Here is a 17,343-nt window from a genome sequence, read left to right on the forward strand (position 1 = left end):
GCGCGCTCAAGCGTCGACTTCGGCGTGCAGCAGCAACACCGCGTCGCGCTTCTCCAGCAGATGGCGCCGCAGGATCGCCGCGAGCGCCTTGCCGTCGCGCGCCTCCAGCGCCTTGATCATCTCCTCGTGATCGTGCACCGCGCGATCCCACTTCTCGACGTGCTGGTTCGAGCGGAACCGCATCGACATGATCCGGCGGTTGATCGACTGGTACGTGCCGCGCAGCGCCGAGTTGCGCGCGGCCTCGTTGATGCGGTCGTGGATTTCCTGGTTGCGGCTGTAGTAGCCGGGCAGGTCGTTCTGCATCCGGCACGCGAGCATCGAGTAGTGCAGCGCCTTGATCTCCGCGAGCTCGGCCGGCGTGATGCGCTCGCAGGCCAGCTCGCCTGAGAACGCCTCCAGCCCCGACATCAGCTCGAACGTCTCGCGGATCTCCGATTCGCTCATCCGGTACACGCTCGCGCCGCGGTTCGGCGACAGCACCAGCAGCCCCTCGGCCGCCAGCACCTTGAACGCCTCGCGCAGCGGCGTGCGCGAGATGCCGAGCGTCTCGCACAGCTCGCGCTCGTTCAGCCGCATGCCCGGCGTGAGCACGCCTTCCACGATGAATTTGCGCAGGTGCTCGACCACCGTGTCGTGCAGCCGCTGCCGCTCCAGTTTCGGCAATGCCGGCGCGCCGCCGACATGCTCCAGATCATTCAAATCTTGCATGCAAAGTCCTTCCCTCTTGCTTCACGCGATTCTACTGCAACTCGCCCGACCCGAATATCACCCCGCCAATGTCGGGTAAACACCGGCATTTTCGGCGAAATCAGCGCTTGGTTTCTCGGCGATCGCTCTGCTAAAGTATTTTGCATGCAAAATTCAAAATGCAACCAAGGAGACAGAACGACCATGCTGCACCTCGACTTTCATCCGTCCGGCCGCCACTTCCTGCAGATTCCGGGGCCGAGCCCGGTGCCCGACCGCATCCTGCGGGCGATGAGCTATCCGACCATCGACCACCGTGGCCCCGAATTCGGCGCGCTCGGCCTCAAGGTGCTCGCCGGCATCAAGAAGATCTTCAAGACCACGCAGCCGGTGATCATCTATCCGGCGTCGGGCACCGGCGCGTGGGAAGCCGCGCTGACCAACACGCTGAGCGCCGGCGACACCGTGCTGATGTTCGAGACGGGCCACTTCGCGACGCTGTGGAAGAAGATGGCCGACGCGCTCGGCCTGAAGCCCGAATTCCTCGGCCTGCCCGGCATCGAGGGCTGGCGCCGCGGCGTGCAGCCCGACATGATCGAAGCACGCCTGCGCGCCGACACCGCGCACGACATCAAGGCCGTGTGCGTGGTGCACAACGAGACATCGACCGGCGTCACGTCCGACATCGCCGCGGTGCGCCGCGCGATCGACGCGGCTAGGCACCCGGCGCTGCTGATGGTCGACACGATCTCGGGGCTCGCGTCCGCCGACTACCGCCATGACGAATGGGGCGTCGACGTGACGGTATCGGGTTCGCAGAAAGGGCTGATGCTGCCGCCGGGCATCAGCTTCAACGCGGTGTCGCCAAAGGCGCTCGCGGCGAGCGAGCACGCGAATCTGCCGCGCGCGTTCTGGGGCTGGCACGAGATCATCGAGGCGAACAAGACCGGCTACTGGCCGTACACGCCGAACACCAACCTGCTGTACGGGCTGGCCGAAGCGCTCGACATGATCCTCGGCGAAGGGCTCGACGCCGTGTTCGCGCGCCACCAGCGGCTCGCGGAAGCGACGCGCCGCGCGGTGCGCGCTTGGGGCCTCGAGATCCAGTGCGCGGACCCGGCCGTCTACAGCCCGGTGCTGACCGGCGTGATGATGCCCGACGGCGTCGACGCGGACGCCGTGCGCAAGCTGATCTACGAACGCTTCGACATGTCGCTCGGGCAGGCGCTCGGCAAGCTGCGCGGCAAGATGTTCCGGATCGGCCATCTCGGCGACTGCAACGACCTCACGCTGATGGCGACGCTCGCCGGCTGCGAGATGGGGCTGAAGCTCGCCGGCGTGCCGGTCGCCGCGAGCGGGGTCGTCGCGGCGATGGACTACCTCGCGTCGAACACGCACACGCCCGCCCTGCGCGCGGCGGCCTGATCGCATGGCCCGGCGGCACGCCGCCGGCCTCTCGCCCGTACCCCCTGCGGCCTGCGCACGACGCGCGGCCGCGCTGCATCGGCACGAAGCCGGACCCAGAACCGGCGCGGCTGCAAGCCAGACAACATCCAGGAGACACAACATGAAGCTGTTCCGAGCGACCGGCATCGTGCTGGTGATGCTGTGCGTGATGTACTTCATTACGTACCTCGATCGTGTGAACGTGAGCACGGCCGCCGCCGGGTTCGGCAAGGAATTCGGGCTGAACAAGACGGAGATCGGTCTCGTGTTCTCCGCGTTCGCGTATCCGTACCTCGTATTCCAGATCATCGGCGGCTGGGTCAGCGACCGCTTCGGCGCGCGCCGCACGCTGCTCGCGTGCGGGCTGCTGTGGGCCATCGCGACGCTGCTCACCGGGATGGCCGGCGGCCTCGCGTCGCTGCTCGCCGCGCGCCTGCTGCTCGGGCTCGGCGAAGGCGCGACGTTCCCGGCGGCCACGTCGGCGATGTCGCGCTGGGTGCCGCGCGAGAAACGCGGCTTCGCGCAGGGCATCACGCACGCGTTCTCGCGCGTCGGCAACGCAGTCGCGCCGGCCGCCGTCGTCGCGGTGATGGCCGTGTACGGCTGGCGCGAGTCGTTCTACATCTGCGGCGTGATCAGCATCGTGTGGGTCGTGGTGTGGGCGCTCGTCTACACCGAACACCCGAAGGACCACCCGCGCATCACGCAGGCCGAACTCGACGCGCTGCCGCCCCCGAAGCAGAAACCCGCGACCGTGCCGTGGGGCCCGCTGTTCCGCCGGATGATGCCCGTCACGATCGTGTACTTCTGCTACGGCTGGACGCTGTGGCTGTTCCTGAGCTGGATTCCGCAGTACTTCCTGCACAGCTACGACCTCGACCTGAAGAAGTCCGCGGTGTTCGCGTCCGCGGTGTTCTTCGCGGGCGTGATCGGCGACACGCTCGGCGGCCTCGTCACCGACCGCATCTACGCGCGCACCGGCAGCCTCAAGCGCGCGCGCAGCTGGATGGTGTCGATCTGCATGCTGTTCACGCTGCTGTCGCTGTTGCCGCTGCTGTTCACGCACCACCTGTACGTGTCGATGGCGTGCCTCGCGGCCGGCTTCTTCTTCGCCGAGATGACGATCGGCCCGATGTGGGCCGTGCCGATGGACATCGCGCCGGAATACTCGGGCACCGCGAGCGGGATGATGAATTCCGGCTCCGCGCTCGCGGCGATCCTGTCGCCCGTGATCTCCGGCTACGTGATCGACCGCTTCGGCAGCTGGGAGCTGCCGTTCATCGGCAGCATGGTGCTGATGGGCGTGGGCGTGCTGCTCGCGTTCCGCATGCAGCCGGAAAGCCGCTTCGCCGACATGCGCGCCGAACAGCGCGCCGCCAATCGCTCGCCGGCCTGATGCCCACGGGGCGCTGTCGCCGCCCCGCTTTTTTCTCGACTCGTCACCATGACCCAAGCTACCCATGACCTCGCCGCCCGGCTCGCCGCCGGCTGGCAACACGGCATCGCGTTCGCCGCGCTGCCGCCCGAACTCGTTCCCGCCAGCGCCGACGCCGCGTATGCGGTGCAGGCGCAAGTGCTCGCCGAACGCAGCGCCGCGATCGGCGCGTGGAAGGTCGGCGCGAAACAGCCCGACGGGCCGATCCAGGGCGCGCCGCTGCCCGACGACTGCCGGCACGCGAGCGGCATCACGCTGCCGCGCGGCGCGTTCCGGCCGCTCGGCCTCGAACTGGAGATCGCGTTCCGCTTCGGCCGCGACTTCGCGCCGCGTGCCGACGCGTATGCCGACGACGAAGTGTTCAACGGCATCGCGCAGATGGGCGCCGCGATCGAGATCGTCGCGAGCCGCTTCCGCGAATGGCCGGACGTCGCGCCCGCCGCGCAACTCGCCGACCTGCAGAACCACGGCGCGCTCGTGCTCGGCGAGATGACCGGTTATCGCGCCGATTTCCCGTTCGTCGCGCCCGCCCCCGCGTTCGCGTTCGACGGGCAGGACATCGCAAGCGCCACGCCTGGTACCAACCCCGCCGGCGACCCGCGCCGCCTGCTGCCGTGGCTCGTCAATCACGCCTCGCGGCGCGGCATCGCGCTGCCGGCCGGCACCGTCGTCACGACCGGCTCGTACACGGGCATGTATTTCCCGCAGGCCGCGGGCACGGCCATCGGCCGCATGCCGGGGCTGCCGCCCGTCAGCGTCACGCTCGCCTGATCCGTTCGTCTTCTCTCGCTACCGACCGCCGCCATGAAATCCGCCGTCTCGCCTTCGCTGGTCCGCCCCGTCCATCTCGTGCCGTCGCAAGGCGCCGCGCTGTCGCCGCTGTTCGAGCGGCTGCGCACGGAAATGCGCGGCGACGTCCATGCCGACCGCGCGAGCCGCGGCCGCTACGCGACCGACGCGTCGATCTACCAGATCATGCCGCTCGGCGTGGTCGTGCCGCGCGACCAGGACGACCTGCGGATCGCGCTCGACATCGCGCGCGACCGCAAGATCCCCGTGCTCGCGCGCGGCGCCGGCACGAGCCAGTGCGGGCAGACGGTCGGCGAGGCGCTCGTCGTCGACAACAGCAAATGGCTGAACCGGATCGTCGAATTCGATGCGCAGGCGCGCACCGTCACCGTCGAGCCCGGCATCGTGCTCGATCACCTGAACGCATGGCTGAAGCCGCACGGGCTGTGGTTCCCGGTCGACGTGTCGACCGGCGCGCAATGCACGATCGGCGGGATGGCCGGCAACAACTCGTGCGGGTCGCGCTCGATCGAGTACGGCAACATGGTGCACAACGTGCTCGCGATCGACGCGATCCTCGCCGACGGCAGCGAATGCCGGTTCGGCTCGCTCGCGCAGCCGGTCACCGACCGCCGTACGCTCGACCTGCTGCACGGGGTCGAACGGATCGCGCAGCGCGAGCGCGACGAGATCGTCGAACGCGTGCCGAAGGTGCTGCGCCGCGTGGCCGGCTACAACCTCGACCTGTTCGACTGCCAGAACCCGCGCGCGTACACCGACGACGGCCACGCGAATCTCGCGCACCTGCTTGTCGGCTCGGAAGGCACGCTGGCCTACAGCCGGCAGATCACGCTGAAGCTCGCGCCGCTGCCCGCGCACAAGGCGCTCGGCGTCGTGAACTTCCCGACCTTCTATCAGGCGATGGATACCGCGCAGCACATCGTGAAGCTGAAGCCGGTGGCCGTCGAGCTCGTCGATCGCACGATGATCGACCTGTCGACGGAGAACCCGGCGTTCCGGCCCGTGATCGAACAGGCGCTGGTCGGACAGCCGCAGGCGATCCTGCTCGTCGAGTTCGCGGGCGAATCGCACGATGCGCAGCTGACGCAGCTCGACCGGCTCGCCGAACTGATGGCCGATCTCGGCCTGCCCGACAGCGTCGTGAAGATGACCGATGCCGGCGCGCAGAAGGCGCTGTGGGACGTGCGCAAGGCCGGGCTGAACATCATGATGAGCATGAAGGGCGACGGCAAGCCGGTGTCGTTCATCGAGGATTGCGCGGTGCCGCTCGAACATCTGGCCGAGTACACGCGCCGCCTGACCGACGTGTTCCACAAGCACGAAACCGAGGGCACGTGGTACGCGCATGCCAGCGTCGGCACGCTGCACGTGCGGCCGATCCTCGACATGCGGCGCGACGGCGCGACGCGCATGCGCGAGATCGCCGACGAAGCCGCGGCGCTCGTGCGCGAATACAAGGGCGCGTATTCGGGCGAACACGGCGACGGCCTGTGCCGCGGCGAATGGGTTGCGTGGCAGTACGGCCCGCGCCTCAATGCGGCGTTCGCGGAGATCAAGACGCTGTTCGATCCCGACAACCGCTTCAACCCCGACAAGATCGTCAATCCGCCGCGCATGGATGCGCGCGACAATTTCCGTTTCGCGCCTGGCTATGCGGCGCTGCCGCTGCGGCCCGCACTCGACTGGTCGGCCTGGAACGTCACGCGCAACCCGCTGACCGGCGCAGAGACCGAACCCGGCACGGGCGCCGACATCACGCACGGGCTCGCGTCGGCCGTCGAGATGTGCAACAACAACGGCCACTGCCGCAAGTTCGACGCGGGCACGATGTGCCCGAGCTACCGCGTGACGCGTGACGAGCAGCATGTGACGCGCGGCCGCGCGAACACGCTGCGGCTTGCGGTGACGGGCCAGCTAGGCACGGACGGCCTCGCCGGCGACGACGTGAAGGCCGCGCTCGACCTGTGCGTGTCATGCAAGGGCTGCAAGCGCGATTGCCCCACGGGGGTCGACATGGCGCGCTTCAAGATCGAGGCGCGGCACGCGTGGAATCGCAAGCACGGCACGACGCTGCGCGAACGGCTCGTCGCGTATCTGCCGCGTTATGCGCCGTGGGCGGCACGGATGCGCGGCACGATCGCGTTCGCGAACGGCGTGCCGATCGTCGCGTCGTTGGTGAAACGCTGGATCGGCCTTGCGCCGCAGCGTGCGCTGCCTGCGTTTGCGCGGCCGTTTCTGGGGGATGCGGATACCGGTGCCGGTACAACGTCGGCCGGCTCGACAACCCGCGACGTGCTGCTCTTCGTCGATACGTTCAGCAACTACCAGGAACCGGACAACGCACGCGCCGCGCAAGCCGTGCTCGAAGCGGCCGGTTATACCGTGCACTTCAACGTGCGCGCCGGCGAGCGGCCGCTGTGCTGCGGCCGCACGTTCCTCGCGGCCGGCCTCGTCGACGAGGCGAAGGCCGAAGCGAAGCGCACGCTCGACACGCTGCGGCCCTACCTCGAGCGCGGTGTCGCGATCGTCGGGCTGGAGCCGTCCTGCCTGCTGTCGATGCGCGACGAGTTTCTTGCGTATGGTTATGGCGAAGAAGCGGCACGGCTTGCTCGCCACGCGTTCCTGTTCGAGGAATTCCTGGTCCGCGAACAGGCAGCCGGCCGGCTGTCGCTGCCGCTCGATGCGATCGACGCGGCCGAGGCGCTGGTGCACGGCCACTGCCATCAGAAGGCGTTCGGCGCGTTCACGCCGGTGCAGACCGTGCTGCGCTGGATTCCGGGGTTGAAGGTGTCGCCGGTCGAATCGTCGTGCTGCGGGATGGCCGGCAGCTTCGGCTATGAAGCCGAGCATTACGATGCGTCGCAGGCGATGGCCGAGCTGTCGCTGCTGCCGGCCGTGCGTGCGCGGGCCGAAGGCACGATCGTCGTCGCGGACGGCACGAGTTGCCGGCATCAGATCCAGGACGGCGCGCAGACGCGGGCCGTGCACGTGGCGAAAGTACTGGAGCAGGCGTTGCGTGGTCGATGACGATGCGGCGAACACGTGACCCAGGCGCGGCCCGCCTCGGTTACTGCGGCTCGCCCATCCCGCCCATCAGCGTCATCAGCTGTTCGCGCAACCATTGGCTGCCCTGGTCCTGATCGGCGCTGCGATGCCAGTAGCAGAAGTAGTCGAGGCCCGGCATCTCGAACGGCAGTTCGAGGATGCGCGCCGGATAGCGCTGCAGCAGCCGCAGCGGCGCCGTCAGCGCGAGATCGCCGCGCATCGCGATCAGCGGCGCGACCATGTAGTGCTGCACGCGCATCTGGATATTGCGGCGCAAGCCGAGACGCGTCAGTTCCGCGTCGACGTGCCCGCTGCCCTTGCGGCGGCTCGATACGTGGATATGCCCCATCGACAGGTAGTCGTCCATGGTCAGCGTATTGCCCTTGAACGGGTGATCGTCGCGGATCATGCACGCGTAACGGTCGCGCACGAGCAGCGCCTGGTGCAGATGCGGATCGCCGATCAGCGGCGCGTCGATCGCGATGTCGACCGAGCCGTTCGCGAGCGCCGTGGCCACTTCACGGCGGTCCATCGTGTAGCTGCGCACGTGCATGCCGGGCGCATGCGTCTGCAGCAGTTCGCCGAGCGCGGGCAGCAGCAGCGCTTCGGTCAGGTCGCTCATGCTGAGCCGGAACACGCGCTCGGAAGAAGCCGGATCGAACACGTCGCCTTCGTGCGCGCTCGAATCGAGCAGCTGCAGCGCCTCGCGCACGCGGCCGACGATGTTCTCGGCCATCGGCGTCGGCATCATCCCGGCCGGCGTGCTGACGAACAGCGGATCGTTCAGCGTCTTGCGCAGCCGCGCCAGCGCATTGCTGACGGCCGGCTGCGTGAGGTTCAGCACCTCGGCCGCCCGCGTCAGGTTGCGCTTGTTGTAGATCGCCTCGAATACGACGAACAGGTTCAGATCAATCTTCGAAAGGCGCATCGCCGGATCTCCTTGCCGGCATCTTACGGCGCGCGCCGTTCGTTCGTCCATGCCGACGCCGCGGGCCGCACCCGATGCGTTGCGCATGCCTGCGCGCCGCTCAACCGCGCGGCGGCGGCGTCAGGTAGGCCGCCGTCGAACCCGGCACGCCGTCCTTGATCTCCATCCGCGCGATCGCCTGCAGGTGCACCTCGTCCGGGCCGTCGGCGAAGCGCAGCGCGCGGCCCCAGGTCCACAGATCCGCGAGCGGCGTATCGGGGCTCAACCCCGCCGCGCCGAACACCTGCATCGCGCGGTCGCAGACGTCCGTATAAACGGTCGGCACCAGCGCCTTGATCATCGAGATTTCCTTGCGCGCGGCCTTCGCGCCGACCTTGTCGATCATCCACGCGGCCTTCAATACGAGCAGGCGCGCCTGGTCGATCTCGATGCGCGAGCGTGCGATCCATTCGCCGATCGTGCCGTGCCGGTTCAGCGGCTTGCCGAACGCCTCGCGCGACTGCGCGCGGTCGACCATCAGCTCCAGCGCAAGCTCGGCCGCACCGATCGAGCGCATGCAGTGATGGATGCGGCCCGGCCCGAGGCGGGCCTGCGCGAGCGCGAAACCGCTGCCTTCCTCGCCGAGCAGGTTGCGCGCCGGCACGCGCACGTTGTCGAACGTGATCTCGCAGTGCCCTTCCGGCGCGTGGTGATTGACCACCGTGATGTTGCGCACGATCGTCACGCCCGGTGTGTCGCGCGGCACGAGAATCATGCTCTGCTGCTGGTGCGACGCGGCCTCGGGATCGGTCTTGCCCATCACGATGAAGATCTTGCAGTTCGGATGCGCGGCGTTCGTGATGAACCACTTGCGGCCGTTGATCACGTACTCGTCGCCCACGCGCTCGATGCGCGTCGTGATGTTCGTCGCATCCGACGACGCCACGTCGGGCTCCGTCATCGCGAACGCCGAGCGGATCTCGCCGCGCAGCAGCGGCAGCAGCCACTGTTCGCGCTGTTCGGGCGTCGCGAACATGTGCAGCAGCTCCATGTTGCCGGTGTCCGGCGCGTTGCAGTTGAACACCTCCGACGCCCAGCTCACGCGCCCCATGATCTCGGCGAGCGGCGCGTATTCGAGGTTCGTCAGGCCCATGCCGGGCTCGTCGTCCTTCAGGTGCGGCAGGAACAGGTTCCACAGCCCTTCCGCCTTCGCGCGTTCCTTCAGCTCTTCCATGAACGACACGGGATACTGGCCCGCATGCACTTCATCGTTCCACTGGCGGATGCGCGGCACGATGTGCGCATCCATGAACGCCCTCACGCGCTCGCGCAGTTCTTCCACTTTCGGGGTGTAGCCAAAGTCCATGATCGACTCCTCGGGATTTTCGTGTTCCGTTCGTTCAGAAGGCCGAGACACCGCCGTCGACGGCGACGGCCTGCCCGGTCAGATAAGTGTTTTCCTTCGCGCACAGCATCAGCATCGTCGCGACGATTTCGTCGGGCCGGCCGAGCCGCTTCATCGGCGAGCCCTGCGCGAGAAAGTCCTGGCGGTCGCTGATATCGCCGTCAGTGACCATCGGCGTCGTGCTGTAGAACGGGCACACCGCGTTCACGCGGATGCCGTGGCGCGCGTATTCGAGCGCGGCCGTCTTCGTGAGCCCGACCACCGCATGCTTCGACGCCGCGTACGCGGCCAGCTTCGGCGCGCCGCCGAGCCCGGCCATCGACGCGACGTTCAGGATCACGCCTTCGTGCTGCGCGAGCATCTGGCGGATCTGGTGCTTCATCCCGAAGAACACGCCCTTCGCGTTCACCGCGAAGCTCAGGTCGAGATCGGCTTCGTCGGTGTCGATCAGCGCCTTCATCGGCGGTGCGATGCCCGCGTTGTTGATGCCGACGTCGAGCCGCCCGAAGCGCGCGGCCGCCGCGTGCACCAGCGATGCGACGTCGGCCTCAATGCGCACGTCGCAGCGCTGCGCGATCACGTCGGCGCCGGCCGCGCGCAACGGTGCGGCCACGCGTTCGAGCGCTGCCTCGTTCAGATCGCCGAGCGCGAGCCGCGCGCCCATCGCGGCCAGTTCGGTCGCGAGCAACGCGCCGAAGCCGCTTGCGGCGCCGGTGATCATCACGGCCTGCCCGGCGTAGCTGTCGAGTTTCATCGCACGCTCAGATCGTCAGGCCGCCGTCGACGACGATGCATTCGCCGTTCGTGTAGCTCGACGCATCCGACACGAGATACAGCACGGTGCCGGCCATTTCGCGCGGCTCCGCGTGGCGGCGCAGCGGGATCTTCGCCATCCAGTTCTCGTAGATGTCCTTGTCGGCGAACAGCGCGCCGGCGAACTTTGTCTTGGTCAGCCCCGGCAGCAGCGCATTCACGCGGATGCCCAGCGGCCCGCATTCCTTCGCGAACGCCTTCGTCATGTTGACGACGGCCGCCTTCGTGATCGAGTAGATGCCCTGCCGGTCGCCCGGCTGCAGCGCGTTCACCGACGCCGTGTTGACGATCGCACCGCCGCCGTGCGCCTTCATCAGCTTGCCGGCCTCGACCGACATGAAGAAGTAGCCGCGGATGTTCACGTCGACGGTCTTCTCGTACGCGGCAAGATCCGTATCGAGGATGTGCCCGAAATACGGGTTCGCGGCCGCGTTGTTCACGAGGATGTCGAGCCGCCCGTGCTTGCCGCGGATATGCTCGAACGTCGCGGCGATGTCTTCCAGCCGGCCGACGTGGCAGGCCAGCGCCTCGGCGCGGCCGCCCGCCGCGACGATCGCGTCGGCCACGGCCTGGCAGTCGTCGAGCTTGCGGCTCGACACGATCACGTGCGCGCCCTGCTCCGCGAGCAGTTTCGCGATTTCCTCGCCGATGCCGCGGCTCGCGCCCGTCACCAGCGCGATCTTGCCGGTCAGGTCGAACAGATTCGTTGCCATGTTGTCTCGCTCCTCCATTGATGGGTGTGTCGTTGTCGTGTCGCCGCGTGACGATCGCGGCGCGTTCAGCGATGCGCGTCGATCACGCTCACGGCCAGTTCGGCCAGCCGCCCGGCCATCGCGCCGACGCGCAGCGCCTGCTCGCTCGACGCGTTGCCCTGCAGCGCGCGCGCCTTCACGCCCTGCGCGATCGACGCGAGCCGGAAGAAACTGAACGCGAGATAGAAGTGCCAGTCGCGGATCGGCTCGATCCCGCGCAGTTCGCAATAACGCGCGACGATCGCCGCTTCGTCCGGAATGCCGAGTTCGGCGCGATCCTGGCCCGCGAGCCCGCGCACCTGCCCGCCGGACGGCAGCCGCAGGCACATGCAGAAATACGCGAGATCGGCGAGCGGATTGCCGAGCGTCGACAGTTCCCAGTCGAGCACGGCCTGCACGCGATAACCGTCGCGCGCGAACATCAGGTTGTCGATCCGGAAATCGCCGTGCACCAGCGCCGGCCGACCCGTGTCCTCGGGGCACGCTTTCGGCAGCCAGTCGATCAGCGTCTCCATCGCGTCGAGACGCTCGGTTTCGGCCGCGCGATACTGCTTCGTCCACACGCCGATCTGGCGCTCGAAGTAGTTGCCGGGGCGGCCGTAGTCGGCCAGGCCCACCGCGTCGACATCGACGTCGTGCAGCGCGGCCATCGTCTGCAGCAGCGCGTCGTAGCACGCCGCGCGATCGGCCTTCGGCAGTTCCGGCAGCGCGGGATCCCAGAAGATCCGGCCATCCTCGAAACTCATCACGTAGAACAGGCTGCCGATCACGTCGCGGTCTTCGCAGAGGTGATACGGCCGCGCGACCGGCACCGCGGTGCCCGACAGCGCGGTCAGCACGCGGAATTCGCGGTCGACCGCATGCGCGGATTTCAGCAGTTCGCCCGGCGGCTGGCGGCGCAGCACGTAGCGGCCGCTCTTCGCGTGCAGCAGGAAAGTCGGATTCGACTGGCCGCCGGCAAACTTCTCCAGGTCGACCGGGCCTTCGAAGCCCGGCACGTGCGCTTCCAGATAGGAGGTGAGGCGGGCTACGTCGAGTTGCTGGGAAGGGTTCGTCATCGTCGCGATCGTTCGTGGGTCAGCCGTAGGTTCGCAGCGCGTGTCGTTCGGGATCCTCCAGATGCGGGATGCCGTTGAACGACGCGAGGTGGAATGCATCGGCGTTGAAGAAAAACTGCGAAAGACTGCTGTTGCGGATCTGCAGGTTCAGCGCGATCGCGCTCGACGGCGGTGCGGCGAGCACCTGCTGCACGGTGACCGCGATCGGGCCGCCGGAGCTCACCGCGAGCACACGCTGGCCGCCGCCGTGGCGGATCGCGGCGCGCGCGTCGGCGACGCGCTGCTGGAAGTGCGCCCAGGTCTCGGGCGCCGCGTCGCCGAGCTGGTCCTCGGACCACAGCTGCAGCACCTGCCGGAGCGCGCGGAAATGCTCCTTCATCGATCCGGCCGCGAGCCGCGCGATTTCCGGATAGTCGCCGGCCGCCGCCGCGAACAGCCCGTGGAAGTCGTATTCGTTCAGGCCCGGATGGCGGTCGACCGGCGCGCCTTCGCGGCCCATCCCGCGCAGGATCGCGTCGACCGTCTGCGCATGCCGGTTCAGCGTGCCGCAGATCACGCGGTCGAACGTCAGGCCCTGCCGCGCGAAGTATTCGCCGAGCCAGATGCCCTGCTGCTCGCCGGCCGCGGAAAGCCGGTCGTAGTCGTCCGTGCCGAACGACGCCTGCCCGTGCCGTACCAGAAAGAGTTCAGCCATCGCATGCCCGCCAGATCAGAAGGATTCAGCATAGCCAGCGGGTGTACATTTTTAAACTTTATTTCCTGAATCTTCGGGTATTCACCCTGTGAATTCCTTCGCCGGGCGCTTGCGCCCGGGGATATGGCAAGCGCTGGCCGTGACCGGCCGGTCACGCGGAATGCGTGGCGCTTCCGTCGACGGCCGCCTGCAACGATCGTTCCGCCGCGGGCGTCACCAGTACGATCTTGCCGATGTGGCGGCCCGAATCCATCAGCTCGTGTGCGCTGCGCGCGTCGCGAAAATCGAACAGCCGGTAAACCTGCGGCTTGACGGCCCCTTGCCGGATCAGCGGCCACACGGCCTCTTCGAGTTCGCGAATGATCTGCGCCTTCTCCGCGTAGGTGCGCGAGCGCAGCGTCGAGCCGATGTGCGTGAGCCGCTTCGTCAGCATCGGAAACAGGTCGAGCTCCTTCGCGGGGCCCTTGATCACGCCGATCTGCACGATGCGGCCGTTGATCGCGGCCGCCGCGAAATTGCGCGCGACGTAGTCGCCGGCAATGATGTCGACGATCACGTCGACGCCCTTGCCGCCCGTGAAGCGCGCGACCTCCTCGACGAAATCCTCGCTGCGGTAGTCGATCGCGAGATCCGCGCCGAGCCGCATGCTCGCGTCGCGCTGCGCGTCCGAGCCGACGGTGGTGATGATCGTCGACGCGCCGAACGCCTTCGCCAGCATCGTCGCCGTCGTGCCGATCCCCGACGCGCCGCCGTGGATCAGCACGCTTTCGCCAGCTTTGAACCCACCGCGCTGGAACAGGTTCAGCCAGACCGTCATGAAGGTCTCCGGCAGCGCCGCCGCTTCGGCCATGCCGAGGCCGTCGGGAATCGCGAGTGTGTTGCTCTCGTTCGCCACCGCGTATTCGGCGTAGCCGCCGCCCGGAATCAGCGCGCATACCCGATCGCCGACAACGAACCGCGTGACGTCGCGCCCGACCGCGACGACGTCGCCGGCGATCTCGAGGCCGGGAATGTCGGACGCGCCGGGCGGCGGATCGTACAGCCCCTTGCGCTGGAATACGTCGGGGCCGTTTACGCCGGCCGCGTGAATCCGGATCAGCACTTCGCCGGGGCCCGGCGACGGCACGGCGCGCGTGGCCGGTACGAGCACTTCGGGGCCGCCGGGACGCACGATCTCGATCGCGGTCATGTCGGCGGGGAGGGTTTGGGCATCGTCACTCACGATATGATCCTCAACGTTCGTCGATGCTCTGTCGATTCGTGGGCCATCCCCGAATCGCCGCATCGCAATGTGTGTGAGGCCAGTCTATGGGCGATGCCGCTCGCGGGCACGCAGCGAATTGCCGATCGGGGAATGCAAAAATGCATCAGTCGGGACAAACGATGAATTGGGACGACGCGCGCGTATTCCTCGCGATTCATCGCGAACGCACGCTGCGCCGCGCGGCACAGACGCTCGGCGTCGATCAGGCAACGGTCGGGCGACGGCTCGCGACGCTCGAGCACATGCTCGGCGCGACGCTGTTCCTGCGCTCGTCGAAAGGCTATCTGCCCACGCCGGTCGGTGAACTGGCGCTGCGTGCCGCCGAGGCGATGGAGCAGCATGCGCACGCGCTGGTCCGGCTGACGCAGGGTGTCGACCGGCGGCTTGCCGGCGAGGTGAAGATCACGACGACCGATGCGCTCGCGATCGAGTTCGTGATGCCGTCGATCGCGCGGCTGCATGCGAAGCATCCCGACGTCTCCTTCGCGCTGAACACGTCGTCGCAAATCCTGAATCTCGCGAAGCGCGAAGCCGACATTGCGATCCGCACGGTGCGGCCCGACAACCCCGATCTGGTCGCGCGCCGCCTCGCGCACTGGGACATGGGCCTGTTCGCGTCGCACGACTATCTGCACCGGTACGGCGAGCCCGAGCGCGGCCGCGCATTCGCGGGCCACGACCTGGTCGTCTACCAGCCCTACATCGACGCCAGCCGCAAGCCGACCCTCGCCGGCGAGCCGATCGACGGCGGGCGCATCGTCGCGCGCATGAACTCGAACCTGATGGCGCGCGCCGCGGTGCGCTCGGGCCTCGGCATCGGCGAGATTCCCGTCTACATGGGCGAGCGCGACGGGCTCGTCCGCCTGTGGCCGGAGCGTGTGAGGCAGGCGCCTTACGAGGTCTGGCTCGTCACGCACCGCGACCTGCGCCACACCGCGCGCATCCGCGCGGCGATCGACGAGATCGTGGCGTCGTTTGCCGCGCCACGATGATCCGGGCCAAGCGCGAGCACCTGCCAGCGCCGCCCGCCGCCGGTCATGCGTCGCCGCCGCGTCGCACCTGTGACGGATCGAGTGCCAACCCGTCACGTACCGCCTGCCCGCAGATCCAGGCGGCCATCCGTCTGCGTTCGATGGCGCGGCCCATGCGGTAGTATGGCGACTCGATGGAACCCCGATGGATCTGAACGCGTGGCCATGCCCGAACTTTCTTCCTCTTCCGGCGCCGGCCAGGGCGCCCAGGCGCTTGTCCTCATCGCCGAGGACGAACCCGAGATCGCCGAGATCCTGATCGCCTATTTCGCGCGCAGCGGCCTGCGCACCGTGCACGCCGCCGACGGCCGCCGCGCGCTGGAGCTGCACCTGTCGCTCAAGCCCGACCTCGTGCTGCTCGACGTGCAGATGCCGCACGTCGACGGCTGGAAGGTGCTCGCCGAGATCCGCCATCGCGGCGACACGCCCGTCATCATGCTGACCGCGCTCGACCAGGACATCGACAAGCTGACCGGGCTGCGCATCGGCGCCGACGACTACGTGGTCAAGCCATTCAACCCCGCCGAAGTCGTTGCGCGCGCACAGGCCGTGCTGCGCCGCTCGATGGCAGGTTCCCGCCAGGAAGAACAACGCGTGCTGCGCGCCGCGCCGTTCGAGATCGATCTCGAACGCCACGAAGCGACGGTCGAGGTCGGCAGCACCCGGCACACGCTCGCGCTGACGCTCACCGAATTCAAGCTGCTCGCGCAGCTCGCGCGCGCGCCGCGCCGCGTGTTCAGCCGCGGCGAGCTGATGGCCACCTGTTTGCCGGAAGGCGATGCGCTGGAGCGCACGGTCGACAGCCACGTCAGCAAGCTGCGCAAGAAACTCGACGATCTCGGCGTCGCGGGCGTGCCGGTCAGCGTACGCGGGGTCGGCTACAAGCTGTGGGGCGGCGAATGAAGCTCGACGGGCTGAGCCGCCAGATCGCGCTGACGATGGGCGCGATGGTGTTTGCCGTGACGCTGCTGATCGTCGTGACGGCCTACACGTTCTACTACTTCGCATTCAAGTACTGGCCCACGGAATTCAACCAGTCCGAGTGGCTGCCGACCGGGCCGGAATGGGTGTGGCTGATCTCGACCACGCTGGTCGGCCTCGCGCTCGCGGTGTTCGTCGCGATCCACCTGTCGCGCCGCATCCTCGTCCCGCTCAACTCGGTAACGGACAGCATCCGCCGCGTCGCGCGCGGCGATCTCGGCGCGCGCGCCGTCGCCGGCGACCGTTCGTTGCACGAAGCCGCGCTGCTCGCCGACAACTTCAACGCGCTCGCGAGCGAACTGCAGCGCATGACCGACGAACAGGCGTTCTGGAACGCCGCGATCGCGCACGAACTGCGCACGCCCGTCACGGTGCTGCGCGGGCGGCTGCAGGGGCTCGCCGAAGGCGTGTTCACGCCCAGCGAAGCGCTGTATCGCAGCCTGCTCGCGCAGGTCGAAGGCTTGACGCGGCTGATCGAGGACCTGCGCGTGGTCAGCCTCGCCGATAGCGGCCACCTGAGCATCGAGATCCGCGACACCGATCTCGCCGCCGACGTGCGCGCCGTGGTCGACCTGTTCGCGCACGCGCTGCAGGCCGCCGGCCAGCATCCGGTGCTCGATCTCGACGCGCGGCCCATGTGCTGCGACCCGGTCCGTATCCGCCAGGCGTTGCTGGCGCTGCTGGAGAATGCGCGCCGCCACGCGGTGCCGGGTGCGATCCGGATCCAGACGCGCATCGAAGACGGGATGTGCCGGCTGCGTGTCGAGGACGATGGCCCCGGCATCCCGGCCGATTTCGCGCCGCATGTGTTCCAGGCGTTCAGGCGCGTCGACGAGTCGCAGCCCGGCGGCAGCGGCCTCGGGCTCGCCGTCGTCGCGGCGATCGCGCATGCGCACCACGGCGAAGCCGTCTGCGTGCCGACGGGCGCCGGCGGAACACGGTTCGAGGTGCAGTGGCCCGATCACCTCGTGCCGGCGCGAGAGGACGAGCGCTTCCCGGCCTGAGCCGCCGC

General features: G+C 68.2%; 15 protein-coding genes. 7 read left to right on the forward strand and 8 right to left on the reverse strand.

Annotated features, from left to right (window positions below; translation table 11 throughout):
* Positions 1-6 precede the first annotated feature (6 nt).
* On the reverse strand, positions 7-711 hold the full coding sequence (locus tag ACN22W_RS29390; RefSeq protein WP_343491064.1) for a GntR family transcriptional regulator: 705 nt from the start codon (positions 709-711) through the stop codon (positions 7-9).
* Between the two features lie 183 nt (positions 712-894).
* Here ACN22W_RS29390 and ACN22W_RS29395 point away from each other — a divergent pair, with 183 nt between their 5' ends.
* The 4 genes from ACN22W_RS29395 to ACN22W_RS29410 all read left to right on the forward strand — a co-directional run bounded on the left by ACN22W_RS29395 (position 895) and on the right by ACN22W_RS29410 (position 7,408).
* Positions 895-2,115 (forward strand): pyridoxal-phosphate-dependent aminotransferase family protein, encoded by a 1,221-nt coding sequence (locus ACN22W_RS29395; RefSeq protein ID WP_419688156.1) that lies wholly within the window; start codon positions 895-897, stop codon positions 2,113-2,115.
* 142 nt (positions 2,116-2,257) lie between these two features.
* Positions 2,258-3,532, forward strand: coding sequence for an MFS transporter (locus ACN22W_RS29400; RefSeq protein WP_419688157.1), 1,275 nt, complete (start codon positions 2,258-2,260; stop codon positions 3,530-3,532).
* Positions 3,533-3,580: 48 nt separating this feature from the next.
* Positions 3,581-4,342 carry a 2-keto-4-pentenoate hydratase gene (locus tag ACN22W_RS29405; RefSeq protein WP_419688158.1) on the forward strand — a complete coding sequence of 254 codons (762 nt, stop codon included), beginning with the start codon at positions 3,581-3,583 and terminating at the stop codon, positions 4,340-4,342.
* A 33-nt stretch (positions 4,343-4,375) separates the two neighbouring features.
* Positions 4,376-7,408, forward strand: coding sequence for an FAD-binding and (Fe-S)-binding domain-containing protein (locus ACN22W_RS29410; RefSeq protein ID WP_419688159.1), 3,033 nt, complete (start codon positions 4,376-4,378; stop codon positions 7,406-7,408).
* Positions 7,409-7,448: 40 nt separating this feature from the next.
* Here ACN22W_RS29410 and ACN22W_RS29415 read toward each other — a convergent pair whose 3' ends face one another.
* From ACN22W_RS29415 to ACN22W_RS29445, 7 genes are all read right to left on the reverse strand, one after another.
* The gene (locus ACN22W_RS29415; RefSeq protein ID WP_343491070.1) at positions 7,449-8,354 is read right to left on the reverse strand and encodes a LysR family transcriptional regulator; all 906 of its coding nucleotides are present in this window, start codon (positions 8,352-8,354) and stop codon (positions 7,449-7,451) included.
* 100 nt (positions 8,355-8,454) lie between these two features.
* Positions 8,455-9,699, reverse strand: coding sequence for an acyl-CoA dehydrogenase family protein (locus ACN22W_RS29420; RefSeq protein WP_419688160.1), 1,245 nt, complete (start codon positions 9,697-9,699; stop codon positions 8,455-8,457).
* Between the two features lie 34 nt (positions 9,700-9,733).
* Positions 9,734-10,492, reverse strand: a complete 759-nt coding sequence (locus ACN22W_RS29425; protein WP_419688161.1) for an SDR family NAD(P)-dependent oxidoreductase — start codon at positions 10,490-10,492, stop codon at positions 9,734-9,736.
* A gap of 7 nt (positions 10,493-10,499) precedes the next feature.
* Positions 10,500-11,264, reverse strand: a complete 765-nt coding sequence (locus tag ACN22W_RS29430; protein ID WP_412025542.1) for an SDR family oxidoreductase — start codon at positions 11,262-11,264, stop codon at positions 10,500-10,502.
* A 65-nt stretch (positions 11,265-11,329) separates the two neighbouring features.
* The gene (locus tag ACN22W_RS29435; RefSeq protein ID WP_129516219.1) at positions 11,330-12,361 is read right to left on the reverse strand and encodes a phosphotransferase; all 1,032 of its coding nucleotides are present in this window, start codon (positions 12,359-12,361) and stop codon (positions 11,330-11,332) included.
* Positions 12,362-12,380: 19 nt separating this feature from the next.
* Positions 12,381-13,055: a histidine phosphatase family protein gene (locus tag ACN22W_RS29440; protein ID WP_419688162.1), complete on the reverse strand. Its 675-nt coding sequence runs from the start codon at positions 13,053-13,055 to the stop codon at positions 12,381-12,383.
* Positions 13,056-13,206: 151 nt separating this feature from the next.
* The gene (locus ACN22W_RS29445) at positions 13,207-14,244 is read right to left on the reverse strand and encodes an NAD(P)H-quinone oxidoreductase (RefSeq protein WP_129517357.1); all 1,038 of its coding nucleotides are present in this window, start codon (positions 14,242-14,244) and stop codon (positions 13,207-13,209) included.
* A 194-nt stretch (positions 14,245-14,438) separates the two neighbouring features.
* Between ACN22W_RS29445 and ACN22W_RS29450 the strand changes: the two genes are divergently transcribed.
* From ACN22W_RS29450 to ACN22W_RS29460, 3 genes are all read left to right on the forward strand, one after another.
* Positions 14,439-15,311 (forward strand): LysR family transcriptional regulator, encoded by an 873-nt coding sequence (locus tag ACN22W_RS29450; protein WP_419688163.1) that lies wholly within the window; start codon positions 14,439-14,441, stop codon positions 15,309-15,311.
* Positions 15,312-15,515: 204 nt separating this feature from the next.
* Positions 15,516-16,253: a response regulator gene (locus ACN22W_RS29455; RefSeq protein ID WP_129516216.1), complete on the forward strand. Its 738-nt coding sequence runs from the start codon at positions 15,516-15,518 to the stop codon at positions 16,251-16,253.
* Positions 16,250-17,335 carry an ATP-binding protein gene (locus ACN22W_RS29460; RefSeq protein ID WP_419688164.1) on the forward strand — a complete coding sequence of 362 codons (1,086 nt, stop codon included), beginning with the start codon at positions 16,250-16,252 and terminating at the stop codon, positions 17,333-17,335. The genes ACN22W_RS29455 and ACN22W_RS29460 overlap by 4 nt, the downstream gene beginning before the upstream one ends.
* Positions 17,336-17,343: the final 8 nt, after the last annotated feature.

The organism is Burkholderia theae (assembly GCF_048565265.1).
Lineage (GTDB): Bacteria > Pseudomonadota > Gammaproteobacteria > Burkholderiales > Burkholderiaceae > Burkholderia > Burkholderia theae.